We start from the raw sequence: 26,220 nt of genomic DNA, 5'->3' as shown, positions 1-26,220 counted from the left end.
ATTTTCTCCAGTGTCTCCAAAGAAATGTTGCGGTCCCCTCGTTCAACCCCACCTATATAACTGTAATGAAGTGATGCTGCTTCCGCCAGTTGTTCTTGAGTCCATCCTTTTGCTTTTCGAAGCTCACGTATCCGACTTCCTACACTTTCTGGTAAATTCATGGGATCACCTCCACTTAAGGTTAGAAGAGGTCAGCTAACCATTACAGATAATCAAAACCAAATCAATTTATAGATAAACAGTACTTAAAAGTACTGTTTATATTGACCAAATATATATTCAGTTATACAATTAACTAAAAATGGATAAAAAGGAGGCCCCACCCTTGCGCCCTTCCATTCTGAAATCACTGAATCCGGAGATTATCATTGAAATGATAGAAATGGCTTTTCGCTTCGAGGAATGGGACAAGATGCTGGATGCTGCCGGGATTCTGTATAGCTATGCGCAGTGCGTCTATGAGGAGCGTCAGTATCATAAGGCCAAAAAGCTTCCGATACCCATTCTGGACACAGCGCGTCCGCTGGTTTATTACTTCGGGTTCAGTCATCTAATGCGGGGCATTGCCTACCAGAAACAGGAGAAGTATGGTAAGGCAAGGGAGACTATATACCGCTATGCCGAGCTTGGCTGGATGGAAGACTTGGGGCTGGAGGGGCAGGCGATTGCCGAGGAGTTCAGAGGTCTGGCGCGTGCCAACCTGTATATGGTGGAGATTCTGTCCGGAAAAACAGAATTTCTGGAGGGGTATACCCGGTTCTTGCAGGATAATCCAGAGGAGCTGCTGCCAGGTCTCGGTGTAATTTTACAGGCTGCGGTTCAGTATGGGCTTGATGTCGATGATCTGCTGTATAGATTCGCTGAACAGAGCGCCGGGTTTGGAGAGTATGAGGATGCAGATAATATCGCACAGTATTACTGCTATTGTTATCACTTGGCCTTATATTGTAAGCGAGGGGGCAGAGCGCCGGAGGCGCTGGACTGGACGATGCAATCTTTAAGGCTGGCCCACCAGTCCAGGCATGACGGCAACTTCAAACGCTGTCTGGCGTTGTTCGAATCGCTGCGTGAGAAAGTGACGATAGAAGAGGAGCGGCGGTATCATGAGGTACTGGCAGCGTGTCTGGGGCAGGTTGTTATGGAGCTTCCAGAACTTCCGCATGCGGGAGTCTAGAATCAGACCGTTTTCTTCTTCTGCACAAGAAAGATCAGCCCGCCAACCAAAAACCCGCTGATCACCCCGGCTAATATGGATTTAAGGATACTGATTACAATATCTGTAGCCGTGCTGTCAGGAGTTGCCGTCAGATTCACAATAAACAGCAGGCTAAACAGAACAGATGTAATCAGGAAAGATTTTGAGGTAAGAAATCGCTTCATGGTTCTCCTCCATTTCAGGTGCAACCCTTTTTCATTCAGCCTAATATTACCATAATTATCCTACAAAACCACGACACACAGCTGTCCGGGTTCCACCGTTATACTGGGCTTATCTCAGATGACAAGGGGCGAACAAGCGAACATGGGCAAAATCATCAGACATGATGTGAACAAGGACTATGCGTATTCAGGTTTTGTTGAAGCGGGAGATTTCATCTTCCTCAGCTTTTGTGTAGGCAATATAGGCGGAAAGGTGGAAGAGCAGGTAGAAGGTGCGCTGAATGATATGAGGGACCGCTTGGGGCAGGTGGGTCTTACGCTAACAGATGTGGTGAAGATGGATATTCTGCTGCGGGATGTATGGGATATTCCGGTCATGGAAGAGGTGTTCAAGCGCAGATTCCAAGGCAATTATCCGGCACGCAAAACCATATCCACCGAGTTCGCGCATATTGGCGGCCCGGATGGACTTAAGGTTCAGATCGACGGTGTGGCGTATCGTTCACGCGCGTAGTGCTTGGAGGTTAAGAAGAAGATGCCTCAAGCCAAACAGCAGCCCCTCCTGTCAGAGTGAGCTGCTGTTTGGGATACTACAAGCGGCAGTGGATAGATGAATGCAGCAATCCAATCCCTATGGTTTCAGAAGCACCCGATGAACACCCTGGCTTCCTCCCGGTGCGGTTCCGAGATATAAATATCCTCCCTGGCTTACGGCAGTGGTGATGCCATACAAGGTTCCTTCAGGATCATGCCAGCTGTTCACAAGCTCTCCTTCGGGTCCATATTCTGCGACAAGTCCGTGCTTCACCGGCGCACTTGCTCCATTTAACAAGGCCTGCGGAACTTTGGACATCGTCGCTGCTACCCAGGGATGACTATGCATGTAATCGGCAAAAGCCAGACGGGTTGTGAATACCCCCACCCAGAAATGTCCCTGAGCATCGCGGGTGATATTGTCTGGAAACCCCGCCAGGTTCTCCGCAAAAATATCAGAGGTGCCTTGTTTGGGCCCCTTTAGCCAATACCTTGTCAGCTGGTAATGGTACGATTCAGCAACAAGCACGAAATCTTCTTCAGCAGACAATACGACTCCGTTGGCGAAATATAAATCCTTCAGCAGAACGGTTGTCTGTTTGGTTTGCGGATCATATTTCAACAACCGTCCATGCGGTTTGTTCTCGGCAATTTCTTTGAACATGACCTTACCATAGTTAGAGGTATCGGAGAAATAGATCGATCCGTCTTGTGCGACGTCCAGCTCGTTCGCCAGATAGATCGGTCCTCCATCTACTTCAGTGGCCAATACTTCAATCTTTCCATTCGGGTCAATCGACAGCAGCCCCTTCTGAATATCCGCCACAATCAAATTTCCGTCAGCATCGAATTTCAGCCCGTTAGGTGTTCCCTGGGTATCGGCGAACACTTCGGCTGGCTGCGCCTTGCCTTCCGCATCGAAGGCCACTCTGTAGATTTTGCCGTCAGAGTCGCCTGTATACAGCCGCCCCGTAGAATCAAAAGTGATAAATTCCGGGAACTTCGCGCGGTCTGTCACAAGCTCTGCGGAGCTAAGCTTGCTGTTCTCTTTCCAGGGACCCTCCTTCTCAAAAGAAGGGGCGGCAGGTGCAGACCATACAGCAGGCTCTACCGGGGCAGGCATCAGCAGGAATCCGGCTATTCCCAGCACAATTACGCCGAGCAGGACCAAGCCCCATCTGCGAATGTGTTGACCGGTGGAACGTTTACGTGGATTGGTTTCTGTAGACATTATAGATCCTCCTTAGGGTGTGTGGGGCGAAGCATACCACCGACCAGCCGCAGACTTTGTCTGCGGGTCATGAACCGGGTAATCTGGGCACTCAGGTAATTGCGGAGTCCCGGAACAATGTACTGTTTCCCTCTGGCCATAGCGCGCAGTGTAAGGGCCACTACCCGCTCCGGCGAGTCCTTCGCGCCGCCGACAGAAGCATCCTCCGTACCCACCACGTTGAAGAAATTGGTCTCCGTCGAGCCTGGACACAGGGCGAAGAATTGTACGCCGCGATTACGATTCTCCCACCACAGGGCGTCGGTAAAGGACAAGACAAAAGCTTTGGTCGCCCCGTAGACGGCCATATAAGGCAGCGGCTGAAAGCCTGCGGTAGACGATACATTGATCACAGCGCCTGCCCCTCTGTGGAGCATTCCGGGAAGGAATAAATGAGTCATATCGACTACAGCGGTGACGATGAGCATCACTTCTTCATGCTGGCGTTCGCCGGAGACCTCCTCAAACAGGCCATGGGTGGCAAAACCCGCATTGTTAACCAGCAGATCGATACTCAGGCCAAGCTGTTGGCATTGCTGGTACAGATCTCCGGCAGCGCCTTCGAGCGATAGATCCAGGGGAATGACCCGGCACTGGACTCCATGGCTGCGCGTCAATTCGGCTGCGAGCGCATCGAGTTTGCTTTTGGTTCTGGCTACAAGCACCAGATGACTGCCTTCCTTGGCTAATTGTCTTGCGAACTGTTCGCCGATTCCCGAAGAGGCTCCGGTGATTAACGACCATTTACCTTTAATATTCATAGCTTCTACTCCTTCTGTTACAATGTTTTTTAACGGAAACAACGTTACCGGGTTTCGAAAAAAATATGACCGATCTTAACGGCCATAATGTCCGTTCTCAATGGCATAAGTCCGTTCTCAGCGGCATTAACACAATTGGTAACAGTGTTTCCTATGTGAATCATAGTAACCAAAATGACACCCCTGTGTCAACTCATTTTTTTCAGCGTGAAGGTTCAATTGACAACCTATGTTCAAATGTTTAGAATTCCTGTTAGAACCCGGCAACTCTGTTGCTGGTCAATAACATGATAACCGGATGAAGGTGATTCTTATCAGTACCGAAGACAAACCCACACCCTCCACGGGGCGGGTATTAAAAACATATCAGGAAGCCCGTCTGCAAAATACGGAGAATCTCCGTAAGCTTGTGGTGGATGCCGCCGCTGCCATTCTGCAGGAAGAGGGGCCGGAGGCCGTCACTGTGCGTAGAGTATCGCAGAAGATGGGCTGCTCAACCAAGATCATTTACAGTTTGTTTGTCAATAAAGAGGGACTGGCCCAGCAATTGTATCTGGAGGGCTGCAAACTGCTGGCCCAGCGTTTTGAAGAAGTGCCGCCATCATCGGATCTGCTGCAGCATTTACTGGATCTGGGCGAAGCCTTCTGGCAGTTCGGACAGGACTACGCCAGCTACTATAAGCTGATGTTTGGGGGGGCTTTTGCAGAGTTCAAGCCGGATGCGGAGAGTATGCAGGGAACGATGACAGCTATACACCGTCTGCTGGTTCTAATCAGCACTGCCCAGGAACAAGGACAGATTTCGGATCAGGAAGAGACGGGGACCCTGGTCAGTACGATATGGGCATCGCTGCACGGTGTAATCCACCTGTATATGGGCGGGTTCCTTGGTGATGTAGAGGCAGCCCATACCATATACAGACAAACAATGGGTTTGCTGTCTGAGTCCTTGTTTGCGTCATCAAGCCAGGGTAGAGGAGCGAACAAGGGATGATTGCACTAATCTTGGCTGCGGGATATGCCACCCGCCTCTATCCGTTAACCCGGGACACACCCAAGCCGCTGCTCCCTGTTCAAGGGAACCGGACGATTCTGGATCTGCTGATCGGCCGCCTGGAGGTGCTGGAGGACATCACGGAGATTCTCATTGTGACGAATGACCGTTTCTTTCATGCTTTTGGGCAGTGGCATCAGCAGTATCAGGGAGAGAAGCCGATCCGTATTCTGAATGACGGTACTTCCTCCCCGGAAGGACGTTTAGGTGCAATTGGCGATATCCAATATGTGCTGGAGCGGGAACAGCCGCTGGAGGATCTGCTGGTTCTGGCAGGCGATAATGTGCTGGGATTCGGCCTTGAGGGGTACTTGGAGTATTTTCACAAGGTGGGTACCGACTGTATTCTTGTCCGTACGGTGGACAATATAGAAGAGCTTCGCAGTGTCGGTGTAGTTGAATTGGACGCAGAGATGCGGGTCCTGTCGCTGGAGGAGAAGCCGCAGGAGCCGCGTTCGAACATCGGCGTGTTTGCCCTCTACATCTACAAGCGGACTACGCTGCCGCTGATCTCCCGCTATCTTGCGGAGGGAGGCAACCCGGATGCGCCGAGTTATTTCCCGGAGTGGCTGCATTCCCGCCAGGAGATGCGGGCCTATTATACGGAGGGGGCGATCGATGATGTCGGCACCCCGGAGGCGTATGCGGAGATGCGGGCCAGACTGAGCGCGGGCGAGAATAAGGCATCTTACTGAACTTAATAGCAGAAAAACGGCTGTCCGGGAGTGTAGTAATAGCCCATGGACAGCCGTTTTTGTATTCAACTGTAGTCCGGTACTGCGAGTTTAGCTGCCAGCCGCAAGACTTCTGATCCGCTCCAGATCACTGCTGCATAGCACCTCAAGATTCGCTGTGATCTTCTCCGGGCTCCAGTCCCACCATTTCAGCTCTAGCAGCAGCCGGGTCAGCTCGTCGCTGAAGCGCGGCCGCAGAATCCGGGCCGGATTGCCTCCGGCAATATGATAGGCGGGAACATCCTTGGTAACGGTAGCGTTAGCGGCGATGATCGCCCCGTCGCCAATCGTCACGCCCGGCATGATCGTAGCATTCTGGCCGATCCAGACATCGTTGCCGATGACGGTATCGCCTTTGTAGGGCAGATCCGCCAGCTCAGGCGTCGCCTGCTCCCAGCCGCCGCCCATAATGTTGAAGGGGTAGGTGGTCACCGAGCCCATCCGGTGGTTAGCCCCATTCATAATGAATTCGGTGCCGCGGGCGATGGCGCAGAATTTGCCGATGATCAGCTTGTCCCCGATGAACTCATAATGATGAGTTACACGGCTCTCGAAGGATACCGACTCGTCAGGATCATCATAGTAGGAGAAATCTCCCACAATAATGTTTGGACGTGTGATTGTATTTTTGATGAAACGGACCTGCTTGATATGGGGATTGGGATGGACCTCGTTCGGGTTAGGGCCAATAGAATGCATAGGATCACACCTTTCTTGGATAAATGGGCAGTCGAGCCATAATTTAATTCTAGCTATAGTATAGTCCAATCCGGACTCCAGTTCTTACATACCTTATGAGAGACTGGTAGTTTTTTTAAATATCTGATTAAAAGGGAGGATTCGCTAGAATGGCTATTCTGTCAACAGGACCTATTGAAAATAATGAAGTGAGTGGTGTCAGGCCTACTGTGCAGGTGACGGTCAAGATCGATAACCGGGACGCGGTGAATCAGTCTGCTATTCTGATCCAAGGATACAATTTAACGCTCACAAGGACATTGTATGTAAGCGAGCTTATTACGGTTTCCCCGGACGAGGTGATCACAAGAAATTACTTTGCCAATCTGGATGCCTATGAATTTGTCTTCACGACGGAAGGTCTTGCTGAATTGCAGACAGAAACCTCCGTATGGGGTAAAGATTCAGCCGGGCAGCTGGTTACCGCCCACCGGCTTGTCTCAGCCGAGCTGCTGGGTGCTGAAGAGGGGGGAGTCACAGGCTCCGTCAACCGTATCTATGTTTCCAATTTCAACAGCAATGATGTTTCTGTGATCAACGGCGCAACAAGTGCGGTAATCGCAGTCATCCCTGTAGGTGTGAATCCTGCAGGAGTAGCGGTGAACCCGTTAACCAACCGCATCTATGTTGCTAATTTGAACAGCGATAACGTATCCGTTATCGACGGAGTGACCAATACGGTGCTGGCCACCGTTCCTGCCGGGGACGGAGCAGGCGGAGTCGCGGTCAATACGGCCACCAATGCCATCTATGTTGCGAATTTTAATGATAATACGGTCACTGTCATTGACGGATTAACCAACACGGTGGTGACTACTATAATTCCCGCCGGAGGTTCTCCTTTTCCAACGGGAATCGGTGTGAATTCCTTAACCAATACTATTTATGTAGCTGAATTCAACTCGGATATTGTTACCGTCATTGACGGGGCTACGAATATGGTTATTACACAAATTCCTGTTCAGGTGAACCCGTTCCGGGTGGGTGTTGATCCCTTGACGAACCGGATTTATGTCTCGAACTTCACCAGCAACACTGTTTCTGTCATTGATGGAGCGACCAATACGGTGATCACCAATGTGCCTGTCGGCACGACTCCGGCTGAGCCGGGAGTGAACATCTCTACCAATGCCATCTATGTACCAAACCGGGATGACGACAATGTATCGGTGATTGGCGGATTAACCAATACGGTGATTACTACCATTCCGGTGGGGAATAACCCTAATGGTGCAGGCGCTAATCCATTGACGAACCGCATCTATATCACCAACCAGGATGATAACACGGTATCGGTTATTGATGGGGTCACCCAGGCTGTAATTAGCGTTATTCCGGTTGGTGCACGTCCGTTCTCCATCGGTGTCAATCCGTAGGCGTTCATCATCTTACCGCAGGAGGTGAATGATATGATGGAGATAAACTCGGCAGAAGAAATCATGATCCAGTTGTCTGGCATGGACCAAGTGAATTCTGAAGCCCGGATTTACGTTCCCGGATTAGGTGAATTCACGATTGTATTGCAGAAGAAAGAGGAACGCATGGCTGAAGCAGATGAGCGTATAATGCCGGCAGCGGGATTAAAAAGGAACCCTTATCTTTAGAGATATTCAGTAAATGAGCCTCTTCCGGTAAGGGAGAGGCTCATTTACTGAATATAAGATGGGTATGCTTGTCGCAACCCTCAAGGCAGCTGCACATAGAACGTCGTTGACTCTCCTATCACACTCTTCGCGTAAATCTTCCCTTTATGCTGATCCACAATCGACCTCGCGATAGCCAGACCCAGGCCGTAGCCGCCCTGCTTGCGCGCTCTGGAGGTGTCCGTACGGTAAAAGCGGTCAAAGATCCGCGTCAGATGCTCAGCAGCGATACCTTCCCCGGTATTCGAGACAGAGAGGAGGACATCGTTATTTTGTCTTTTGAGCGAGATGGTTACAGCGCCCTTGGGATTCGTATATTTCACCGCGTTGTCCAGCAGAATCATCACCACTTGCTTAATCTGTTCGCTGTTCCCCAGCACGGTAAGCTCCGGTTCGATGTTGTAGTCGAAGGAGATATTCTTCTCGAAGATAACAGCCTCCATGGTCAGAATAATATTCTCTACCGCATCGCTCATATTGAACTTGCTGTGGATCATTCCAGTCCGGGAATCGTCCATCTCTGTCAGGTACAGCAGGTCGTTGGTCAGCCGGGTCATGCGCTCCGTCTCTGACTTGATATACTGCAGCCACTTCGCCTGATTGCGGATCGTATCGTCACTATTGGACAGGAGGACATCCGCATTGGTGTTGATGATCGTCAACGGTGTCTTCAGCTCATGCGAGGCATCGGCGATGAACTGCTTCTGCTTGTCGAAGGCCTCCCGGACTGGCGCGATCGAGCGGTTCGCGAAGAACCGGCTGGTGAAGTAGAGAATAATCAGCATCAGCAGGCCGACAGCTGTGAAGGTATAGATCAGGTTGGTCAGGATCCTCTGCTGGGAAGTGATGTCCATGAAGACGATCTGCTTCCCGTCCGCTGTGTGCTTAACCATGAAGATCCAGCGGCTGCCGTCCAGCGTGAAGCGTCCAATATCCTTGCCGTTACTAAGGGCTTCCTTAAGCGCAGCGTCATAGAACTCATCATCCATCGTGAATTTGGAATCCTTGCTGACCAGCGTACCGCTTGCATCGGTCTGTATGGTGAACGAGACGGAACGGTCCGGCTGGTAGGCGTCTATGGGCCCTTTATCCATGGGCATGCTGCCTCCATCTGCTGCGCCGCGGGGGCCTCCTTGTGCACCGCCGGGTCCCTTCTGCTCATTGTCCGCAATCCGGTGCAGCGCCATATTAATATCGCTCTGCACATTAACGTACATGATGATATAGATCGAGGCGAAGGCAATCAGCATCATCACGGAAATGGTAGCCAGATTGACGATCAGGAACCGGTTTCTGAGTTTCTTGAACATTAAGCACTCACCTCTAATACATAACCCACGCCTCTAATCGTGCTGATGCGCACCTCTGAATTCAGGAAGGTAAGCTTTTTGCGCAAAAAAGAGATATAGACCTCAACGTTATTATGCTCCGCTTCGGAATCAAACCCCCATAGCTTCTCAATAATCTGCTCCTTCGAGGTTACGGCCTGCTTCCTTAAGATCAGCAGCTCCAGCAACTCGGTTTCCTTAAGGTTGAGCTTGATTTCCTTGCCCTTCACGGTCAGCTTCGGATTCGCCGTGTTCAGCTCAATATCTCCGAACTTCAGGCCATCCTCAGGAATCACTTCCCCTTTGCGCCGCAGGGCGGCCCGGATTCTGGCCAGCAGCTCCTCCGAGGAGAACGGCTTGGCGATATAATCGTCCGCTCCGTGATCGAGTCCCGTCACCATATCGGTAATCTCGCCTTTGGCGGTCAGCATGATCACAGGTGTGGAGATTCCGTCCTTCCGCAGCTCCTTCAGCACGCTGATTCCATCCATCTCCGGCATCATAATGTCGAGCAGCAGCAGGTCATAGATCCCGCTCTGCGCATAATCGAGACCTGATCTGCCGTCATGGACGGAGTCCACCGAATAATTGTGCTTCTTCAATATTTGGGTCAGGGCTTCCGCCAGATGAATCTCGTCTTCTACAATTAATATTCTCATGGGATGACTCATCCTCTTCATAAGTAATGTGCTTGCTGCTGAAGCCATTATAGCAAGATTACCTTTAATCAACCTTAACTGGGCTGCTGATCAGGCGCTGCCGGAGGTATTCAGGGCGAATTCATCGGATGAAATTCCAAGCGTTCCAGGGCACTTATATAGAAGACAAACCGAGAAGTATTATCCCTGTGTTAAAAAGTCAGCGCAGTGTAAAACCATTTAAGATTCATTAAAGGTTCGGGGGCTAAGATACATTCATAAGCAAGCGAGGCACACGAAAGGGCAGATAAAGGCAGTCTCCATTATACAACCCGAAAGGATCTGAACCCCATGGCTATCGAAGTGTTCAACCGTTACGAGAACAAATACCTGCTTGGCACTGAATCCTACCTGAAGCTCTATAACGAACTGCTCGAATACATGGAACCCGATGAGTACAACAAACAGCATGAGTACTACTCCATCACCAACCTGTATTATGACACACCGCATGATTCCCTGATCCGCAGCAGCCTGGCCAAGCCGAAATACAAGGAGAAGCTTCGCATCCGGGCCTACGGCATTCCTACCGGCGACACCAAGGTCTATCTGGAAATTAAGAAGAAGGTGTTCGGCCTGGTGAACAAGAGAAGAACCTCGCTCAAGCTGAATGAAGCCTATGATTTTGTCGCCAGCGGGATTGAGCCTGAATTCAAGAGCTACATGAACAAGCAGGTGATTGAAGAAATCAAGTACATGCTGACCCGCTATGACCTGCAGCCGAAGCTGTACCTGTCCTATGACCGCAAAGCGATGTTCTGCAAAAACAACCGCGACCTGCGCATCACCTTCGATACGAACATCCGCTGCCGGCGGTACGATCTGAAGATGGAGCATGGCGTATACGGCGAAGAGCTGCTGGAGCCGGGCCAATGGCTGATGGAAGTGAAGGCGGAGAAGACGATTCCGGTCTGGCTGGCCAAAATGCTCTCGGAGCACCAGATGTACCGCACCAGCTTCTCCAAATACGGCAACGAATATAAAAAAATGCTGAAGAACAGCAAAGCAGAAAGAGAGAGTGTCCTGTATGCTTGATTCGATTTTTTCCGCAGCCCTGACCACTACGGAGCTAACCTTCACGAATGCTATTTTAACCATATTGATCTCGATTGTACTTGGCGGACTCATCAGCTTCACCTATATGAAGACGAACCCTGCCGGATATTCGCAGAGCTTCACGCTTACGATGGTCCTGCTGCCAGTCATTGTGGCCATCATCATTCTGCTCATCGGCAGCAACGTGGCCCGGGCCTTCAGCCTTGCCGGCGCCTTCTCCATCATCCGGTTCAGAAGTGCCCCTGGTGATCCGAAGGATATTACCTTCGTCCTGTTCACTATGGCCTCCGGCCTTGCCTGCGGGGTAGGATCATTCGGGTATGCGGTACTCTTCACCCTTATTCTCTGCATCCTGATGGTCGTGCTGAACCGTACGGGCTTTGGCCTTAGAAAATCGATGCAAAAGACACTGAAAGTGACCATTCCCGAGAATCTGGGGTATGAGGAAGCTTTCGCGGAAGTCTTCAACAAGTTTGGTGTGGCTTACGAGCTCAAGAAGATCAGAACCACCGAACTAGGCAGCCTGTATGAACTGGTCTATGCCGTAACGATTGATGAGCACACCAGCCAGAAGGAATTACTTGACGCTATCCGTACACGCAACGGTAACCTTGACCTCTCACTGACCATGGCTCCGGTCATGAATGATTATTAATGCTAAACCAGAAGGGAAAGATGACAGATGAAGAACTTAATCTTAGGCAGTAAAATAGGACTGGTGCTGTTATGTGCCGCAGTCATGTCGGCTTGCAGCGCAAACGCCGCTACGCAAAATACTGCAAGTAACAACGCAGATACAGCAGTGACGGCAGAGCAGAGCAGTGCGTCTGCCGCAGTACAGCTGGCAAGTGTGAAGCTGACGGATCTGGTAGCTTTTGATGAAGACGATTCTGAGACGGCCTGGACGGAGGCGGATTCGACCGCGATTACCCTAGCCGGAACGGGCGCTGCTGTCAACGGCGCCGGTGCCGCAGCTGCGGACGGAACAGTAACGATTACGGAAGCAGGGACTTATGTACTCAGCGGCACGCTCAGTGACGGGCAGATTATTGTAGACGAGCAGGCGAAGGGAAACGTACGGCTGGTAATGAACGGTGTACAGCTGACGGACAGCGACAGTGCCCCTATCTATATTAAGGAAGCGGGTAAAGTAGTGATTACCCTGCAGGAAGGCACAGAGAATAGCGTGACTGACGGAGCGGCTTATGTGTTCGCAGATGCGGCTACCGATGAACCGAGCGCTGCCATTTTCAGCAAGGCCGATCTGACCATTAACGGTACCGGCAAGCTGACGGTAACCGGTAACTACAACGATGGCATTTCAAGCAAAGACGATCTGAAGATCATGTCCGGCACGATTGAAGTGAAGGCAGCAGATGATGGCATCGTCGGCAAAGACCTGATCGCCGTACAGGACGGTAATATTACCATTAATGCAGAGGGCGATGGCATCAAATCGACCAGCGACGAAGCTGCGGACAAAGGCTTCATCGCCATTGCAGCAGGAACCTTTGATATTACCGCAGGCAATGACGGCATTCAGGCCGAGACGGCGGCTGTGATTGACGGCGGCACCTACTCCCTGGTAACCGGCGGCGGCAGTGTAAATGCGGAAGTGAAGGCTGGCGAAGGCGGAATGGGCATGGGCGGCGGCTTCGGCGGTCAACGTCCGGGAACAGAGACTTCTGGGGATCAGGCAGCAGCAGGAGGAACTCCGCCGGCTATGGATACAGCGGCAACAACAGACCAGGCTGCAACTGCCAGCACCGATGCTACTACCAGCACAGATGCCACTACCACCACGGAGACTGAATCGACCAGCGCCAAGGCGTTGAAAGCAGGCGGAGACCTCACCGTGAACGGCGGGACCTTCACGATTGATTCCGCAGATGACGCAGTGCACAGTAACAGCAATGTCTCCATCACGGATGGACAATTCAGGATTGCCGCAGGCGATGACGGTATCCATGCCGATTCCCTGACCTCCCTGTCCGGCGGAACGATCAACATTACGAAGAGCTATGAAGGGATTGAAGGAGGAAACATTACCGTATCCGGCGGTGAGATTCATGCAGTCGCGACTGATGACGGCGTGAATGTGGCCGGAGGCAACGATAATAATGCTGCTGCCCAAGGAACGCAAGCACAAGATCAATTCACTACCGGCACCGGAAGCAACCTGCTGACCATCAGCGGCGGAACCCTGAGCGTGGATGCAGCAGGCGACGGTCTGGATTCGAACGGGTCGATTACGATGACAGGCGGAACCGCAATTGTGAATGGACCTGAGAATTCGGGCAACGGCGCACTGGATTACGATGGAACCTTCAATATGACGGGCGGATATCTGGTAGCAGCAGGTGCCTCCGGTATGGCGCAGGCACCTGGTGAAGACTCCAGCCAGTATTCGGTAGGCATGAGCTTCACAGAAACTCAGCAAGCCGGTACTATGGTTCATCTGGAAGACGCTGACGGCAATACGATCCTGACCTTCACTCCATCGAAGAGCTTCCAGACGGTAGTTGTGAGCTCCCCTGAGCTGAAAGAAGGCTCATACACTGTCTATACCGGAGGCAGCTCTACCGGAACAGTCGTAGACGGATTGTATACGGGTGGAGACTACAGCGGCGGTACCGAATTCGTGACCTTTGATATCACCAGCAGTGTAACCTGGGTCAATGAATCGGGTATAACCACTGCCCCAAGCGGCATGGGCGGCCCTGGCGGCAGAGGCAACGGTCAAGGCGGCCAAGGCGGTACACCGCCAGCTGACGCCGGCACCACGAAGCCCGCCGATGCAGGAACCACCAAGCCAGCGGATGCGGGCACAACAGCTCCTGCGGATGCCGGAACCACGAAGCCAGCGGATGCAGGCACAACAGCTCCTGCGGATGCAGCAGCAAGCACTAAGTAAGCAGGCTGAGCATTTGTAGCCTGACAGGGCAACAGAGACTATCCATTGGCGGATAGTCTCTGTTTTTTGCGTTCCGGAGCGGCAGCGGGTCTGCCGGGCGACTACATGAAGTCGAAGAAGTATCGGATCACATGGAAGAATACCGGAGCGGTATAGGTAAGGCTGTCGATGCGGCTGAGGTAGCTTTTCTTCAGCGCAGCGAATTTATCATCATCGCCGATCAGCAGATCGCGCTTGAGCACAGATACGGTCAGGCTGCCGAAGAAGCCGCTGAGGCTGATCAGCATGCCGGAGAGATACCCGAAGGCCGGATTCAGCGGTGTGAGGTGCGGATAGATCAGATAGGACACCGCTGTAGTTACAACGAACGCGCAGGAGAATCCTTCCCAGGTCAGGTAGGGGTTGGAGGTAGGGACGATTTTGTGTTTGCCGAAATAGATCGAGGCCAGATAGTGAACGGCATCATTAAGCTGGGTCAGCACGACCAGAAACAGGACAAGACCGGCCCCATACTCCGGCGACGCAAACTGGAAGTAGGCCAGGTGGCTCAGCCCGAAGACCATCAGCATCAGCCCCCACTGGGTAGCGCTGACACTGCGCAGGAAGCCCAGCGTTCCTTTGTTGATCAGCCGCGGAAGCGGCAGCAGCAGGAACACATAGACCGGAATGAAGACGATGAACATCCCGTACCACTCAATATAGACCCAGTAGAATTGCAGCGGAATGGACAGGTACGCCCAGAGGAACAGTCTGCGGTCCGCTTTTCTTGTCCGGATCATGGAGAAATATTCTTTGAGCGCGAAGAAGGCCAGTACCATCAGGGACAGCAGGGAAACGACGGAATTGGACAGGGTGGCCAGGCAGAAGATGAACACCATGCCCCACCAGGTTTTGATCCGGAAGCCGATTCCGGTATAATCCTTGTCCTTCTGCAGTCTGCTGACAGCAAGATACAATAAGTGTATAACCGATAAAGCTGCAAAAATAAGTACGAGCGTAAATAACGAGCGGTTCATCAGCAATCACCAACTTATCTCGGGGTGGAATTTCAATAAAGGAATTTTATGTTAGAATAAACAGAGTGTCCAGCTTATTTTGAAGCTTACAATTGATCTGATTCGTTTCCGGCAGTCTGGCGACTTCTTAGTACGCACTTTAGACACAATGTTGTACGTCCTACAACTCTGAATCATTGATAGCCGGGTGCTCGGAAGAATTGTTGTATGAAATACAAGAATAGTCCTGCTAAGCTGCTTGGAAAAGGCGAAATGCTGCCTTTTGTACAACAATTTTGAGTTTGAGCCGATTTAATGAGGGAAATGTTGTATTATGTGCAGGATTCTAGAGAGTTAACGGAACACTGCCACATAAGGCCTATACACCAGACTATAAGGGGAAAATTGCAATGTCAGCTGATTCTTCGGTCTATATTCTGCTCACCAATACAGGTACGCTTTTTACGAAGCTGATCCAGGGCTACACGAAGGCTCCGTATAATCATGCCTCCATCTCGTTTAACCGGGAGCTGTCAGAGCTGTACAGCTTCGGGCGGAAGCATCCGGCTAATCCGCTCAACGGCGGGTTCGTGAAGGAGGATATCCGTACAGGTACATACAGCAAGTATCCGGGTACAACGTGCGTCATCTACAGGCTTCAGGTTACAGACCGTGAGGTGGAGAAAATGAAGCGGGTTCTGCATGTCTTCATCCGCAGCCGCCAGAAGTATCTCTATAATATTCTCGGTGTCATCGGCATAGCGCTGAAGGAACCGGTTGAATTCAGCAACTCCTACTTCTGCTCGCAGTTTGTTGCCGAGATTCTGGAGCGCTCAGGAATTAAGCTGTGGAATAAGCTGCCTGCACTCGTGACCCCGGATGATTTCCGGCAGAGCGACCGGCTGGAGCTGGTTTATTACGGTAAGTTAAGCGATTATCATCCTTCTGGGATGTAGAGAAAGTCCTCGTTCCCGGTAAGGGAAGAGGACTTTAATTATAGTTGAACCCTACCTGGCTTATGATGTCCGGATTGTGGTATTTTCAGTAAGAAAAGGAGAGTGGAAGTATGGTTCATGCCAAGGATGTGCTTGCCAATCAATTATTGGCGAATGCCAATGACCCCAGCTGGCATCTTCCGTTCATTCAGGCGGTAGAGGCGGTTACAGAGGAAGAAGCTTTCTGGAAGCCCGGAGCGGGCTTGAACAGTATTGCTGAACTCACCGGGCATTTGCTGTACTGGAATGAGACCTGGCAGAGCAGGTACCGGGCGGGGCGGGTGGATGCTGTCCCTCCGGTTGGTGATAACAACCGCAGCTTTGTGGTTCCGGAGGGTACGGCATTTAGCGAACTGCGGGGAAGCCTGCTGCAGGTCTTGCTGCAATGGCAGACCCTGTTGTCCGAAGAGGGACTAGAGGAACAGGTGAAAGGATTCCCTGAACCGGCTGCCTGGTGGGAAATTATCAGCAATGCGGCTACGCATAATGCCTACCATATCGGCCAAATGGTCGTGCTACACAAGCTGTACGGTACGCTTCAGCAGTAACCAATCTGCGAAAATACTGCCGGAACGATAAGAAGCATCCCGAACAGACCCGTAAGGTTACTTGCGGGTCTGTTTATGCTGCAAAGATAAGAATGTATATGTTGCACACGATTTTCCGCTGAAACTTGATACCTGAATTTGCCTGCCGGGCTGCTTGTGCAGAACGCCTTAATCTGTAATAAACTGGAGCATGTGATATTCTTGGATTATTGTCTACTGAAGGAAAAAGAGAGGGATTTCATATCATGAATGCTAATATCATCAGAGCGCTGGAAATAAGATATGCCTGCCGGTTGGAGCGGCTTACAGGAGGGTATACAAATTTCGCCTATCTGATGGCGGGGGCGGAGCCTCCGCTTGTAGCCAAAGTAACGAATCTGTCCAACGAAGACACGCTCAATGAGATTCAGGCAATGAAGCTGGTGCAGGGAAGCTGTGATACACCGGCCATACATGATGTGTCAGAGATGGACGGGATGCGGATACTTGTGATGGACTGCATGCCGGGCGTAAGTGCACAATCCGTTCTTGATGCAGGAGACTGGGCAAGAGCGGAGCAAATATACAGCAGAATGGGCCAGCTGCTGGCTTCCCAGATTCATTCGCAGCAGTACCAACTGCAAGAGCAAGGGCTACGCCTCAGCAACAGGTCTGCACTTAGTCAGATGATTAAGAGGTTAGAATTCGTACCGGGTCCCCTGAGCAGGTATTCGCTCCAGCTCCTATCGGCTGCCGATGCCCAGGACCAGCCTTGGGTTCTGACGCATGGGGATTACGGGGTACATAATATACTTTGTGAACCGGAAGGTACACTTCATGTGCTGGATTGGGAATGGGCAGAATGGGGCGGTCCGCTCAATGACGTGGCCTGGGTCTGCTGGTTCACGAAGCTGCATTACCCCGGGCAAGCCCAGAAGCTGAATGCAGCCTTCATCCAGAGCTACCTGTCCGGGAATCCGCTGTCGTTCACACCGCAGCAGTTGAAGGCATCCAGCCTATATAAAGTGTGGAATGTGCTGCACCGGCTGCGGATTGCTCCCAAAGAGGTGCAGCGTGAGTGGGTACGGCGTCTGGAGTGGACGCTGAATGAGGATTTCAGCGATCTGCACGGGAGTAGTCTTCCGTAACCGGCTGGCCAGTCACTGCTCCGGCACAATAACCCGGATGTGACGCGGAATCGTGCTTAGCCGGATTGGGAGCGGCGGGCCTTCTTCACCATCGACATTGGTCTTCACCGGCTTGGGAGAGTGCACCGCGACTTGTCTGGCCGTGAAATAGATAACATCTTTATGATTTCTCAGGTTGCCGAGCAGCAATGAGATGCTGACCGTAACGGTGTTCAGCAGGTTAAGATCCTTGACGATGAAGCAGTGAAGCAGCCCGTCATCTACAGCAGCACCGGGCGCAAGCTTCTCGAAGCCGCCTACTGAATTCGTAAGCGCTGCGATAAACAGCGGCGAAGAGCCTTCCCAGTTCTCCCCGTCATGCGTAATGGTCAGAGCGTGTGCGCTGTTGCTGGCCAGCTCTTTAATGCCTTCTTTCAGATAGGCCAGGAAACCCAGCCGGGTCTTGTCTTCGGTGGTAACAGAAGAGAGTGAGCCGGCCAGTGAGCCCGCAGCAACCACATTTACGAACAGCCGGTCGTTCAGCCGGCCCATGTCGACTCTTTGCGTACGGGTGGAAGAGAGCGTCCGGATGGCATCCGCAGGACTTAGCGGAATCTGCAGGGCACGGGCGAAGTCATTCACCGTTCCCATGGGCACGATCCCCAGCGTAGGGCGGTGCTCCTGATCGACAAGCCCGTTCATGGTCTCGTGAAGGGTGCCGTCTCCGCCGATGGCCACCACCAGATCATAGCCCCCGCTGCATGCCTGCACGCAGAACGCAGTTGCATCGCCCTCCCCGGCGGTTTCATGAATTGTAACCTGATATCCTGTGCTTTGCAGAATCTCTTCCGCACTGCGGATATAGTCCCGCGCGTCTGCTTTGCCGGACGCGGGGTTGATGATAATCATAGCCTGCTGCATACTGCACTCCTCTCTGTGTGTCTGGATTATTATCCATTACCCAACCAGGCCTAGCGATTGAATCAAAAGCGCCAAAGGGCAGCAAAAAGTCCCTTTGGCGCTTAATTTGTATCCGGACATCCTTCACCGCAGCTCCGGCCGGGATTATCTTCCTTCACTTCGTCTATGATGAGAATCGGCATAGGCTGCGCTGCGGAAGTTAAGAATCGGATCGTCCGACAGCTGTATCCCGGACGTGATTGCGGTGGGGTCCATTACCAGCCCCTCCGGTTCCGGAATGATCTCCGAGATATGCAGCCGGCCGAGATCGATTCTCCGGCGGTCCTCAGGCCAGGCACGGGTAGGGTCATCCGTCGGGTCCCCTTCTTCACCGAGAACAGCCACAAGCTGGAAGATGGCCGACTCATCTTTGAAGCGAAGCTCAAGTTCATCCTCCAGATAATGCTCCGGCTGCTGCGCCGCATCCTCAGCCGATAAGGTACGCACTCCCGTCTCGGGAATCCACTCGAACCGCACGGGCTGCTGCCTTCCCTCTGCATTCACCAAATAATAAGCATGAATGCAGTAATAATGACTCTCTGCGTAGCTGGCAGGCGGCTTCAGCCGTTTCACGGCCAGCAGACTCGTCTTGCTCTCGCTGAAGTGAACCGTGATCTCCTTGATCAGCTCCAGGGTCCCGAGTGTGCCAGCCTGTGCGCGGTGGGCCGTACGGACAATATCTATGAAAGACTCAGGGGTGCGGGCAAAAAAGACAGGTATCGTCACTCCGACCAGATTGGTAATCCCTCCACCCGGCAGGCTGAACTGGACCGCCATACCCTTGGCGGGCGAGAGAAGGTCCGCCAGCGCCGGATCGGTGGAGCTGCCCGAGAAACGGACCACTGCGTCCACCTGCTGCTCCTGAAGATGTGCGGCGGTGGTGAATTCCATGCCCAGGCCGCTTGGCCGGAAGAAAGCACGGCAGCAGATTCCCTTGGCATGCGCGCGGCGGTATCCGGGATGAACCCCGGACAGATCCTCGATCGCGTCTACGGCCTCAGCGGCCAGGCTGGAATATTCGTCCCCGCTTGCGGGAAGATGGCTGATCCGATCAGATGTATTCATGCCCCTACTCACTCCTCGTAGATCATTTGTACCCGGACAAGCTGCATCAGCTGGATCATAGTTATTACCACACCGGCCTTTTACTTAAACTGCTTCTCGTAGACATCCACTTCATTATTGTGGTTATCCATGGCACTTCTGATCCGGACATAGCCGTTCGCAGTCCAGAATGCTTCCCCGGCCTTATTCTCCAGCTGAACCGCCAGCCTGACCGCGTTTAAGCCTTGCTGCTTAAACATCTGCTCCAGCTCATGGACGGCAGTTTTCCCGATACCCTGCCGGCTATACTGCTGGTGAATAACCAGAAGCCCGATCCATGGATGATGATCCTGTCCATAATCGGGAAGGTAGGTAATTAGCCCGGCGTACCCGCTGTGGGCCTTGATGTACAGCATCTTTTCTCCCATTTCGAGGTTCTTCCTGTTGTCTTCGCGGATTTCCAGCGGTTCGAGGTACGCTTTATGCTCCACCATGAGGTTGAAGGCAGGCTGGGAATTAAGGATTGAGGCTTGAATCTGAAGGCTTTCCGGGGATAGGGGATCAGGAACTGCTTCTAATTGGATGATGATAACCACCAGCTTTCTATTAGATAAATATCTAATTAGATGATAATATAATTGTCGCTGGCTATCAAGCTATATGCTAAAATTAAGCAGGATTATCCCAAAAAAGTGCTTAAGCAGAAATGGAGAAAAGAAATAATGAATGAATTACCAAACTGCCCGCAGTGCAGTTCCGTGTACACCTATGAGGACGGAGCGCTTCTGGTATGCCCGGAATGCGGACATGAGTGGTCTTTGGACACAGAGAATGCAAGCAACGTGGACCAGAAGGTGGTTAAGGATTCGAACGGGAATGTTCTGGCTGACGGGGACACCATAACGGTGATTAAAGACCTCAAGGTAAAAGGCAGCTCATCCGTTCTGAAGATAGGCACTAAGGTGAAGAACATCCGGCTGGTGGAAGGCGACCATGATATCGACTGCAAAATCGACGGGTTTGGTGCGATGAAGCTGAAGTCGGAGTTTGTCCGCAAAGCATAAAACAGAAGGACCGGTATCTGAACCCTAGCGGGCAGCAGATTCCGGTCCTTTTATTTCTTGCTGATAATGGATTATCGCCCCGCAATGCTTCCATTTCCATTGCTGTTTCCGCTCCGGGAGCAGGAAGAACAGCAGGTGATCATTCAGACTTTTCTCCGGCTTACCGATATAATTCAGCACATTGGGTATTGCTACGGGCCGGAACCGTGTCACGCATTGCATGGATTCCAGCGCCCTGCCTTGGTAGAGGAGTAAGGACGTACTTGATGTTATAAAATTCTGCGGGCGGTAACGAAACGTTTCTTCCACTGGCTGCCGAAGGCCTCGATATGTACACCCAGCTCTTTGGAATAGGTATGCAGCATTTGATTATTTCCGGCATAGATAGCCACATGTCCTATATCCAGCCCCCGGGCGCTGAAGAACAGCAGATCTCCCGTGCGCAGCTCGTCCACTCCAACCTCAGTGCCTTCCAGCGCCTGGTCATAAGACACACGGGGAAGCTCAACCGACAGCGTGTCCGCAAATACCCGTTTCACAAAAGACGAGCAGTCGAACGTATCGGTCTGATCGGGTGAAGCCCCGAATACATAAGGCGCATTCAGATATTTCTTCCCGTAGGCAATCAGTGCTTCCCCTTGCTTCTGCAGCAGAGAGGCACTTCTGTAATCCGTATATTTCGGCTTGGAGGACAGATATCCGGTCACATGATCTTCCGTCCGCACCTCCAGCCAAAGGGCATTCACTTCGCGGATAACCTGGACTTTGCTGCCTGCGGGCAACAGACCCAGGGTGGTGGCTTCACTCTCCGAGCCGGGGGAGCTGCGCAGATTAACCCCCCAAGTAACCGAGGTATTGTAGGCTGCGGCTGAAGAGATTAACACGGAACCTGTGGCTGCTTCCCAGGTGACAGTGCTGCCCAGGGCTTCACTGACGAAGCGCAGGGGAATCATGCTGTAACCCTGCGACAGCTGCCCCGGTACGCTCAGGGCAAACGGCTGCCCGTTCAGCCGTGCAGTGGCCGAACCTAGGGTGTAGGTCAGGGTAGTGCCGCCTTTGGTTGCCGTCACGGTCTTGCTTGTATTATTCCAGGAGAGCTCTGCTCCCTGGGCTTCAAACAGGTTACGCATGGGTACGAGCACAGTACCGCTGATATTCAGCGGCCGGGCTTCGGGCTGAAGCTGCTGCCCGTCCAGATAGATGGAGATGGGCTTGGGCGCAATTGCTGCATCTGCATGGACAGAGGCTGGGGCTAACAGGGTCAACCCGAGCAGGGATAGGAGTACAGTTCTTCTAGTTGTCATAGATTATCACCTTTTGGATAGATTTAACTCTATACATTGGACGTTGCCGGGGCGAAATGGTTCTGTGCCAATTGTTGGAAGGGAGGGCCGGGTCAAGGTGATTGGGCCAGGCCCAAATGAGCTGCAGTTGACTTCTGCAGGAATTCATCATAGAATCTAACCAGTTAGTTATAAATGGAGGTGTCAACCATAGCATCCGCAGAAAGGAAACTAAGCCCCAAAATTTACGATGCTGCACGGACCAGAGGGATTATTCTTGATGCAGCCGAGGAGATATTTGCCGAGCTCGGCTATTCAGCGGCACGCATTGATGCCATTGCGAAGGCATCCGGGTATAACAAAAGCCTGATCTATCAGTACTATGGCGACAAGCTGGGCCTATATACGGAAGTAGTCAAGCGCGCTGACCAGATTGGCGAACAGATTACAGGCTCGTTCATCAGCGAATTGCTGAAGGATGACAAGCTTGCATCGGACCCTGCGGCATTCAAAAGCTTCTTGGAGTCCACGACCCGCCAGGCGGTCTCCTTCCTTCTGGAGCACCGGAGCTACCTGAGAATCCTGTTCTGGGAAGCTGCGGAGGACTGGAAGACCTGGAATCAGATCACCTATCGTCCGGACGATGACCCTCAGATGCATAAAGTTGCTCTGGCCGCCCAGAAGAGCGGAATCCTCCGTCAGGATCTGGACCCGGCGCTCTTTCCGATGCTGATTATGAATGTGATTACAATGACACTGCAGTCGTCTGCAAGGTTTGAGCATTTGCTCGGCAGCCTGGACTCGCCGCAGATTAGAGAACAGACCACCCGGCAGATCGTGCAATTTATTATCCATGGCGTTATGGAGCCGTCTTTGCTGTAAGAGGCGGCTGTTTTTTTGGACAAAATATAAACAACTAGTTAGTTTTAAATCAGAAGCAGGAGTGATGTTTATGACCGCAATGATTCAGACGGAACGATTAACGAAGCATTTTGGCAGCAATCATGCTGTGAATGGACTGTCGCTGGAGGTGAACCAGGGCGAAATCTACGGCTTCCTGGGACTGAACGGTGCCGGCAAAACAACAACCATCCGCATGCTGCTGGGCATGATCCGCCCTGATTCGGGGTCCTCCTATGTATTCGGACAGCGGGTGGATGCGGGCAGCCATAAGCTGTGGGCGAATGTAGGGTACATGGTCGAGACGCCCTACTCCTACCCTGAGCTGACCGTCCGCGAGAATCTGGAGATTATCCGCAGGCTGCGGAGTATTCCTGACCGCAAGGCCATTGACAGCATCATCGATAAGCTTCAGCTTACCGCTTACCGGGACCGCAAGGCGGGGACGCTCTCCCTCGGCAACGGGCAGCGGCTGGGACTCGCCAAGGCCATGCTGCATCATCCTCAGGTGCTGATTCTGGATGAGCCGACGAACGGGCTTGATCCGGCCGGGATTGTGGAGGTGCGGGAGCTGCTCCGGGAGCTTGCACTTCAGCACGGTGTAACGATTTTTATCTCCAGCCATATTCTCGGTGAGGTCTCCAGGCTGACGACGCGGATTGGCATCGTGCATCAGGGCCGGCTGCTGCAGGAGGCGGATGTGAAGGAGCTGCAGCATCTGCTCCGCAAGCGCCTGCTTGTGCAGACCCGGGACACGGCCAGTGCCCGGAAGAGGCTGATTCAGGCCGGATATGCTGTGCAGGAAGCCGGAGAGGGAACGCTGCTGCTTGCGGATGAACGTGCTATCGCGAACCCGGACCACATCTCCAAGCTGCTTGTGTATGCGGATATGCCGCCCACGCTGATTCAGGTGGAGGAAGAGGACTTGGAGGCTTATTTTCTAAGAATGATTGAGGCTGAAGGAGGAATGAAAGGATGAGTCAATGGATATCAGCCTTGGGGGTAGAGGTGCTGAAGCTTCGCCGTTCCAGGCTGTTCTGGATCTCGCTTGCCGCCAGTATGATGGTGCCGGTCATGATCGGGCTGGTCTTCTCGGGAACGATTGGCTCCCAGAGCAGCTTCGAGGGTGAGATCAATATGGCGGGACTCCTGAAGGAGCTGGGTATTGTGATCTCTATGGGGGGCCTCATCGGATTCGGATTTGTGTTCAGCTGGATCTTCGGCCGGGAATATTCCGACCGCACGCTCAAGGATCTGCTGGCCCTGCCGCTGTCCAGATACGGGGTGGCCGCCGCCAAGCTGCTCGTTGCCGCTGTCCTGAGCATGGGGCTGGCGCTGCTGGTGTTCATCGTCGGCTGCTTAACAGCGGGGCTTGTCGGCCTGGACGGATGGAGCCTGGAGATCATTCTTCATGGCTTCGGCCGTTACGCGGAAGTCAGTCTAATGGTGATCTGCCTGAGCATACCTGTGGCATGGATGGCTTGTATCGGCCGTGGTTATATGACTCCGCTCGGCGTGGTTCTGCTGACCATTGTAGTTGCCCAGTTCGGCGGGGCGCTCGGTATTGTGGAATATATTCCATGGGCCGTTCCCGGATTGTTCAGCGGCGCTTCGGGGGAGGAGAGCTCCCATCTGGAGGCGATTAGCCGTATGCTTCCGTATCTCACCGGCGGCTTTGGCGTAATAGGTACTCTTGCCTGGTGGCGTTATGCCGACCAGACATAGATCAGGCGGACTTTTAGAAGGTTATCAATATTTATCAATGGAGGGAAACTAAATGGAGAAGATACCAAAGGGAACCGTACTAATCATGGCTATTCTAATTATCGGGACTATGCTCGGGCTGCTGAATCAATCTTCACTGAATACAGCACTGCCGAACATTATGGGCGATTTCCAGGTGTCCACGAGTACTGCCCAATGGCTGACAACGGCTTTTGCACTGGTTACAGGCATTGTGGTTCCAATTACGGCTTTTCTGATTCAGAGGTTTACAACCAAGCAGGTCTTCGTCTTTGCCATGGGTATGCTGACTGCGGGAACGCTCCTGTGTGCGGTCTCGCCGAATTTCGGACTGCTGCTCACCGGAAGAATCGTGCAGGCCGTCGGAGTGGGCATCATGCTTCCCCTGGTGCAGACGTTAACCTTCATCCTGATCCCGGTTGCTAAACGGGGGTTCACGATGGGGATGATCGGGCTTGCAATTAATTTCGCCCCGGCCATCGGACCTGTATTGAACGGCTGGCTGGTAGAGGATCATTCCTGGCGTTTGTTGTTCTATATTCTGGCTCCATACTCGCTGCTGATCACCGTCATTGGAGTCTTTCTCGTTAAGAATGTTACCCCGCAGGTGAAAAGCAAGGTGGATGCGTTATCCATGACGTTATCCTCGCTTGGCTTCGGCGGCGTATTATACGGATTCAGTGTATCCGGCAGCAGAGGGTGGGGAAGCACGGAGGTGCTGATCTCCCTGGCGATCGGGTTCATTGCGCTGGGCCTGTTCGTCTGGCGGCAATTGACCATGGAGAATCCTCTGCTGGAGCTGCGGGTATTCACCAGTCCTGCTTTTACGATGGCTACAGTGATCAGTATGATTCTGATGATCATCATGCTGAGCGCCCAGCTCCTGCTGCCTATCTACATGCAGACCATGCTTGGTTATACCGCGCTCAAATCAGGTCTCATGCTGCTCCCCGGTGCGATTCTCATCTGTATTATGTCGCCCATAGCCGGCAGGCTCTTCGATAAAATAGGTGCCCGGACGATGGTCATCACCGGACTTGGCTTGACGGTCCTCTCTGCCTTGCTGTTCTCGAATCTGACAGAGCATACGACTTATACGTTCCTGATGGTCGGCTACTCTCTGCGGATGGCCGGCGTCAGCCTGACCTTGCTGCCGGTCATCACCAGCGGGATGAATTCCCTGCCTCCTGCCCTGATCCGGCATGGGATTCCCGTGAACACCACGCTGCGGACCGTCGCCGGTTCCATCGGAACAGCGCTGCTGGTCACCATAATGACTCATAGCGGCGGCGGCCAGAAACCAACGGGAGATGTCCACAGCTTAATTCACGGGATGAATGTGGCTTCTATGGTAACGACAGGAGCCGCGGTAGCTGCGCTGATCCTGGCCTTCTTCATCAAACGCAAGGAAGCCCCCGCTGAGATTCCGGCGAAGGGCGTTGCTGTGAAATAACCAATGGTGAAATGGGGAT

Annotated in this window: 30 protein-coding genes; 17 read left to right on the top strand and 13 right to left on the bottom strand. The window is 52.5% G+C overall.

Annotated elements, in window-relative coordinates; genetic code table 11:
- The coding region (locus QW71_RS38850; RefSeq protein ID WP_152679707.1) for a helix-turn-helix domain-containing protein at positions 1–161 on the bottom strand (161 nt) is incomplete at its 3' end.
- 164 nt (positions 162–325) lie between these two features.
- Here QW71_RS38850 and QW71_RS06510 point away from each other — a divergent pair.
- Positions 326–1,174 carry a DNA-binding protein gene (locus QW71_RS06510; protein ID WP_152679706.1) on the top strand — a complete coding sequence of 283 codons (849 nt, stop codon included), beginning with the start codon at positions 326–328 and terminating at the stop codon, positions 1,172–1,174.
- A gap of 2 nt (positions 1,175–1,176) precedes the next feature.
- On the opposite strand, the gene QW71_RS06505 is transcribed toward QW71_RS06510, so the two are convergent.
- On the bottom strand, positions 1,177–1,380 hold the full coding sequence (locus tag QW71_RS06505; RefSeq protein ID WP_039295077.1) for a hypothetical protein: 204 nt from the start codon (positions 1,378–1,380) through the stop codon (positions 1,177–1,179).
- Positions 1,381–1,522: 142 nt separating this feature from the next.
- Here QW71_RS06505 and QW71_RS06500 point away from each other — a divergent pair, with 142 nt between their 5' ends.
- Positions 1,523–1,894 (top strand): RidA family protein, encoded by a 372-nt coding sequence (locus QW71_RS06500; protein ID WP_039295074.1) that lies wholly within the window; start codon positions 1,523–1,525, stop codon positions 1,892–1,894.
- Between the two features lie 117 nt (positions 1,895–2,011).
- On the opposite strand, the gene QW71_RS06495 is transcribed toward QW71_RS06500, so the two are convergent.
- Both QW71_RS06495 and QW71_RS06490 read right to left on the bottom strand, forming a co-directional pair.
- Complete coding sequence (locus QW71_RS06495; RefSeq protein WP_039295071.1) at positions 2,012–3,145, bottom strand: SMP-30/gluconolactonase/LRE family protein; 1,134 nt, start codon at positions 3,143–3,145, stop codon at positions 2,012–2,014.
- On the bottom strand, positions 3,145–3,945 hold the full coding sequence (locus QW71_RS06490) for an SDR family oxidoreductase (protein WP_039295068.1): 801 nt from the start codon (positions 3,943–3,945) through the stop codon (positions 3,145–3,147). Before QW71_RS06490 ends, QW71_RS06495 begins: the two co-directional genes overlap by 1 nt.
- A gap of 298 nt (positions 3,946–4,243) precedes the next feature.
- Here QW71_RS06490 and QW71_RS06485 point away from each other — a divergent pair, with 298 nt between their 5' ends.
- Positions 4,244–4,939: a TetR/AcrR family transcriptional regulator gene (locus tag QW71_RS06485; RefSeq protein WP_200905893.1), complete on the top strand. Its 696-nt coding sequence runs from the start codon at positions 4,244–4,246 to the stop codon at positions 4,937–4,939.
- Entirely contained in the window at positions 4,936–5,694 is a 759-nt protein-coding gene (locus QW71_RS06480) for a sugar phosphate nucleotidyltransferase (protein ID WP_047013659.1), read from the top strand. The genes QW71_RS06485 and QW71_RS06480 overlap by 4 nt, the downstream gene beginning before the upstream one ends.
- Positions 5,695–5,784: 90 nt before the next feature.
- On the opposite strand, the gene QW71_RS06475 is transcribed toward QW71_RS06480, so the two are convergent.
- Positions 5,785–6,432 (bottom strand): Vat family streptogramin A O-acetyltransferase, encoded by a 648-nt coding sequence (locus QW71_RS06475; RefSeq protein WP_039295066.1) that lies wholly within the window; start codon positions 6,430–6,432, stop codon positions 5,785–5,787.
- Positions 6,433–6,581: 149 nt separating this feature from the next.
- Here QW71_RS06475 and QW71_RS06470 point away from each other — a divergent pair, with 149 nt between their 5' ends.
- Both QW71_RS06470 and QW71_RS06465 read left to right on the top strand, forming a co-directional pair.
- Positions 6,582–7,847, top strand: a complete 1,266-nt coding sequence (locus QW71_RS06470; protein WP_039295063.1) for a YncE family protein — start codon at positions 6,582–6,584, stop codon at positions 7,845–7,847.
- Positions 7,848–7,880: 33 nt separating this feature from the next.
- Positions 7,881–8,075, top strand: a complete 195-nt coding sequence (locus tag QW71_RS06465; protein ID WP_039295061.1) for a hypothetical protein — start codon at positions 7,881–7,883, stop codon at positions 8,073–8,075.
- Between the two features lie 80 nt (positions 8,076–8,155).
- Here QW71_RS06465 and QW71_RS06460 read toward each other — a convergent pair whose 3' ends face one another.
- Both QW71_RS06460 and QW71_RS06455 read right to left on the bottom strand, forming a co-directional pair.
- Positions 8,156–9,424 (bottom strand): cell wall metabolism sensor histidine kinase WalK, encoded by a 1,269-nt coding sequence (locus QW71_RS06460; RefSeq protein WP_039295057.1) that lies wholly within the window; start codon positions 9,422–9,424, stop codon positions 8,156–8,158.
- Positions 9,424–10,101, bottom strand: a complete 678-nt coding sequence (locus QW71_RS06455; RefSeq protein WP_039295054.1) for a response regulator transcription factor — start codon at positions 10,099–10,101, stop codon at positions 9,424–9,426. Before QW71_RS06455 ends, QW71_RS06460 begins: the two co-directional genes overlap by 1 nt.
- 330 nt (positions 10,102–10,431) lie before the next feature.
- Between QW71_RS06455 and QW71_RS06450 the strand changes: the two genes are divergently transcribed.
- The 3 genes from QW71_RS06450 to QW71_RS06440 are packed head-to-tail and all read left to right on the top strand — an operon-like array spanning position 10,432 to position 14,110.
- Positions 10,432–11,175: a polyphosphate polymerase domain-containing protein gene (locus QW71_RS06450; protein WP_039295051.1), complete on the top strand. Its 744-nt coding sequence runs from the start codon at positions 10,432–10,434 to the stop codon at positions 11,173–11,175.
- The gene (locus QW71_RS06445; RefSeq protein ID WP_039295048.1) at positions 11,168–11,851 is read left to right on the top strand and encodes a DUF4956 domain-containing protein; all 684 of its coding nucleotides are present in this window, start codon (positions 11,168–11,170) and stop codon (positions 11,849–11,851) included. The genes QW71_RS06450 and QW71_RS06445 overlap by 8 nt, the downstream gene beginning before the upstream one ends.
- Positions 11,852–11,878: 27 nt before the next feature.
- Entirely contained in the window at positions 11,879–14,110 is a 2,232-nt protein-coding gene (locus QW71_RS06440) for a carbohydrate-binding domain-containing protein (RefSeq protein ID WP_039295046.1), read from the top strand.
- Positions 14,111–14,211: 101 nt separating this feature from the next.
- Here the strand turns inward: QW71_RS06440 and QW71_RS06435 are convergent, their stop codons facing one another.
- Positions 14,212–15,126, bottom strand: a complete 915-nt coding sequence (locus tag QW71_RS06435) for a phosphatidate cytidylyltransferase (protein WP_039295043.1) — start codon at positions 15,124–15,126, stop codon at positions 14,212–14,214.
- 389 nt (positions 15,127–15,515) lie between these two features.
- Here QW71_RS06435 and QW71_RS06430 point away from each other — a divergent pair, with 389 nt between their 5' ends.
- The 3 genes from QW71_RS06430 (at position 15,516) to QW71_RS06420 (ending at position 17,775) form a co-directional block, all read left to right on the top strand.
- Positions 15,516–16,061 (top strand): hypothetical protein, encoded by a 546-nt coding sequence (locus tag QW71_RS06430; RefSeq protein WP_039295040.1) that lies wholly within the window; start codon positions 15,516–15,518, stop codon positions 16,059–16,061.
- A 110-nt stretch (positions 16,062–16,171) separates the two neighbouring features.
- A complete protein-coding gene (locus QW71_RS06425) occupies positions 16,172–16,648 on the top strand; it encodes a DinB family protein (protein ID WP_039295037.1) in 477 nt (158 codons plus the stop codon).
- Positions 16,649–16,893: 245 nt separating this feature from the next.
- On the top strand, positions 16,894–17,775 hold the full coding sequence (locus QW71_RS06420; RefSeq protein ID WP_039295034.1) for a phosphotransferase family protein: 882 nt from the start codon (positions 16,894–16,896) through the stop codon (positions 17,773–17,775).
- A gap of 12 nt (positions 17,776–17,787) precedes the next feature.
- Here the strand turns inward: QW71_RS06420 and QW71_RS06415 are convergent, their stop codons facing one another.
- From QW71_RS06415 to QW71_RS06405, 3 genes are all read right to left on the bottom strand, one after another.
- The gene (locus tag QW71_RS06415) at positions 17,788–18,675 is read right to left on the bottom strand and encodes a diacylglycerol kinase family protein (protein WP_039295032.1); all 888 of its coding nucleotides are present in this window, start codon (positions 18,673–18,675) and stop codon (positions 17,788–17,790) included.
- Between the two features lie 144 nt (positions 18,676–18,819).
- Positions 18,820–19,779 (bottom strand): catalase family peroxidase, encoded by a 960-nt coding sequence (locus QW71_RS06410; RefSeq protein ID WP_047013658.1) that lies wholly within the window; start codon positions 19,777–19,779, stop codon positions 18,820–18,822.
- Between the two features lie 80 nt (positions 19,780–19,859).
- Positions 19,860–20,186: an N-acetyltransferase gene (locus QW71_RS06405; RefSeq protein WP_160311782.1), complete on the bottom strand. Its 327-nt coding sequence runs from the start codon at positions 20,184–20,186 to the stop codon at positions 19,860–19,862.
- 294 nt (positions 20,187–20,480) lie between these two features.
- Here QW71_RS06405 and QW71_RS06400 point away from each other — a divergent pair, with 294 nt between their 5' ends.
- Complete coding sequence (locus tag QW71_RS06400) at positions 20,481–20,822, top strand: zinc ribbon domain-containing protein YjdM (RefSeq protein WP_039295098.1); 342 nt, start codon at positions 20,481–20,483, stop codon at positions 20,820–20,822.
- A gap of 24 nt (positions 20,823–20,846) precedes the next feature.
- Here the strand turns inward: QW71_RS06400 and QW71_RS06395 are convergent, their stop codons facing one another.
- Positions 20,847–21,044, bottom strand: a complete 198-nt coding sequence (locus QW71_RS06395) for a hypothetical protein (RefSeq protein WP_039295027.1) — start codon at positions 21,042–21,044, stop codon at positions 20,847–20,849.
- Positions 21,045–21,091: 47 nt separating this feature from the next.
- Positions 21,092–22,126: a stalk domain-containing protein gene (locus QW71_RS06390; protein WP_039295024.1), complete on the bottom strand. Its 1,035-nt coding sequence runs from the start codon at positions 22,124–22,126 to the stop codon at positions 21,092–21,094.
- Positions 22,127–22,300: 174 nt separating this feature from the next.
- Here QW71_RS06390 and QW71_RS37810 point away from each other — a divergent pair, with 174 nt between their 5' ends.
- The 4 genes from QW71_RS37810 to QW71_RS06370 all read left to right on the top strand — a co-directional run bounded on the left by QW71_RS37810 (position 22,301) and on the right by QW71_RS06370 (position 26,201).
- A complete protein-coding gene (locus QW71_RS37810) occupies positions 22,301–22,987 on the top strand; it encodes a TetR/AcrR family transcriptional regulator (protein ID WP_052769917.1) in 687 nt (228 codons plus the stop codon).
- Between the two features lie 70 nt (positions 22,988–23,057).
- Complete coding sequence (locus QW71_RS06380; protein WP_039295022.1) at positions 23,058–23,984, top strand: ABC transporter ATP-binding protein; 927 nt, start codon at positions 23,058–23,060, stop codon at positions 23,982–23,984.
- Positions 23,981–24,730 carry an ABC transporter permease gene (locus tag QW71_RS06375; RefSeq protein WP_052769916.1) on the top strand — a complete coding sequence of 250 codons (750 nt, stop codon included), beginning with the start codon at positions 23,981–23,983 and terminating at the stop codon, positions 24,728–24,730. Before QW71_RS06380 ends, QW71_RS06375 begins: the two co-directional genes overlap by 4 nt.
- A 52-nt stretch (positions 24,731–24,782) precedes the next feature.
- On the top strand, positions 24,783–26,201 hold the full coding sequence (locus tag QW71_RS06370; RefSeq protein ID WP_039295019.1) for a DHA2 family efflux MFS transporter permease subunit: 1,419 nt from the start codon (positions 24,783–24,785) through the stop codon (positions 26,199–26,201).
- Positions 26,202–26,220 lie beyond the last annotated feature (19 nt).

Source organism: Paenibacillus sp. IHB B 3415 (assembly GCF_000802655.2).
Taxonomy (GTDB): Bacteria; Bacillota; Bacilli; order Paenibacillales; family Paenibacillaceae; genus Paenibacillus_AQ; species Paenibacillus_AQ phytohabitans.
This window is presented reverse-complemented; position numbering and strand designations above follow the sequence as displayed.

Bases quoted from the DNA above. Each gene is read 5' to 3' on its own strand.
- QW71_RS06405 (WP_160311782.1), bottom strand. From the start codon at position 20,186: ATGGGAGAAAAGATGCTGTACATCAAGGCCCACAGCGGGTACGCCGGG.
- QW71_RS06505 (WP_039295077.1), bottom strand. From the start codon at position 1,380: ATGAAGCGATTTCTTACCTCAAAATCTTTCCTGATTACATCTGTTCTG.
- QW71_RS06375 (WP_052769916.1), top strand. From the start codon at position 23,981: ATGAGTCAATGGATATCAGCCTTGGGGGTAGAGGTGCTGAAGCTTCGC.
- QW71_RS06380 (WP_039295022.1), top strand. From the start codon at position 23,058: ATGACCGCAATGATTCAGACGGAACGATTAACGAAGCATTTTGGCAGC.
- QW71_RS06410 (WP_047013658.1), bottom strand. From the start codon at position 19,779: ATGAATACATCTGATCGGATCAGCCATCTTCCCGCAAGCGGGGACGAA.
- QW71_RS06430 (WP_039295040.1), top strand. From the start codon at position 15,516: ATGTCAGCTGATTCTTCGGTCTATATTCTGCTCACCAATACAGGTACG.
- QW71_RS06370 (WP_039295019.1), top strand. From the start codon at position 24,783: ATGGAGAAGATACCAAAGGGAACCGTACTAATCATGGCTATTCTAATT.
- QW71_RS06435 (WP_039295043.1), bottom strand. From the start codon at position 15,126: ATGAACCGCTCGTTATTTACGCTCGTACTTATTTTTGCAGCTTTATCG.
- QW71_RS06490 (WP_039295068.1), bottom strand. From the start codon at position 3,945: ATGAATATTAAAGGTAAATGGTCGTTAATCACCGGAGCCTCTTCGGGA.
- QW71_RS06495 (WP_039295071.1), bottom strand. From the start codon at position 3,145: ATGTCTACAGAAACCAATCCACGTAAACGTTCCACCGGTCAACACATT.
- QW71_RS06450 (WP_039295051.1), top strand. From the start codon at position 10,432: ATGGCTATCGAAGTGTTCAACCGTTACGAGAACAAATACCTGCTTGGC.
- QW71_RS06420 (WP_039295034.1), top strand. From the start codon at position 16,894: ATGAATGCTAATATCATCAGAGCGCTGGAAATAAGATATGCCTGCCGG.
- QW71_RS06465 (WP_039295061.1), top strand. From the start codon at position 7,881: ATGATGGAGATAAACTCGGCAGAAGAAATCATGATCCAGTTGTCTGGC.
- QW71_RS06455 (WP_039295054.1), bottom strand. From the start codon at position 10,101: ATGAGAATATTAATTGTAGAAGACGAGATTCATCTGGCGGAAGCCCTG.
- QW71_RS06485 (WP_200905893.1), top strand. From the start codon at position 4,244: ATGAAGGTGATTCTTATCAGTACCGAAGACAAACCCACACCCTCCACG.
- QW71_RS06390 (WP_039295024.1), bottom strand. From the start codon at position 22,126: ATGACAACTAGAAGAACTGTACTCCTATCCCTGCTCGGGTTGACCCTG.
- QW71_RS06460 (WP_039295057.1), bottom strand. From the start codon at position 9,424: ATGTTCAAGAAACTCAGAAACCGGTTCCTGATCGTCAATCTGGCTACC.
- QW71_RS06415 (WP_039295032.1), bottom strand. From the start codon at position 18,675: ATGCAGCAGGCTATGATTATCATCAACCCCGCGTCCGGCAAAGCAGAC.
- QW71_RS06470 (WP_039295063.1), top strand. From the start codon at position 6,582: ATGGCTATTCTGTCAACAGGACCTATTGAAAATAATGAAGTGAGTGGT.
- QW71_RS06500 (WP_039295074.1), top strand. From the start codon at position 1,523: ATGGGCAAAATCATCAGACATGATGTGAACAAGGACTATGCGTATTCA.
- QW71_RS37810 (WP_052769917.1), top strand. From the start codon at position 22,301: ATGGAGGTGTCAACCATAGCATCCGCAGAAAGGAAACTAAGCCCCAAA.
- QW71_RS06400 (WP_039295098.1), top strand. From the start codon at position 20,481: ATGAATGAATTACCAAACTGCCCGCAGTGCAGTTCCGTGTACACCTAT.
- QW71_RS06480 (WP_047013659.1), top strand. From the start codon at position 4,936: ATGATTGCACTAATCTTGGCTGCGGGATATGCCACCCGCCTCTATCCG.
- QW71_RS06425 (WP_039295037.1), top strand. From the start codon at position 16,172: ATGGTTCATGCCAAGGATGTGCTTGCCAATCAATTATTGGCGAATGCC.
- QW71_RS06475 (WP_039295066.1), bottom strand. From the start codon at position 6,432: ATGCATTCTATTGGCCCTAACCCGAACGAGGTCCATCCCAATCCCCAT.
- QW71_RS06445 (WP_039295048.1), top strand. From the start codon at position 11,168: ATGCTTGATTCGATTTTTTCCGCAGCCCTGACCACTACGGAGCTAACC.
- QW71_RS06395 (WP_039295027.1), bottom strand. From the start codon at position 21,044: ATGCAATGCGTGACACGGTTCCGGCCCGTAGCAATACCCAATGTGCTG.
- QW71_RS06440 (WP_039295046.1), top strand. From the start codon at position 11,879: ATGAAGAACTTAATCTTAGGCAGTAAAATAGGACTGGTGCTGTTATGT.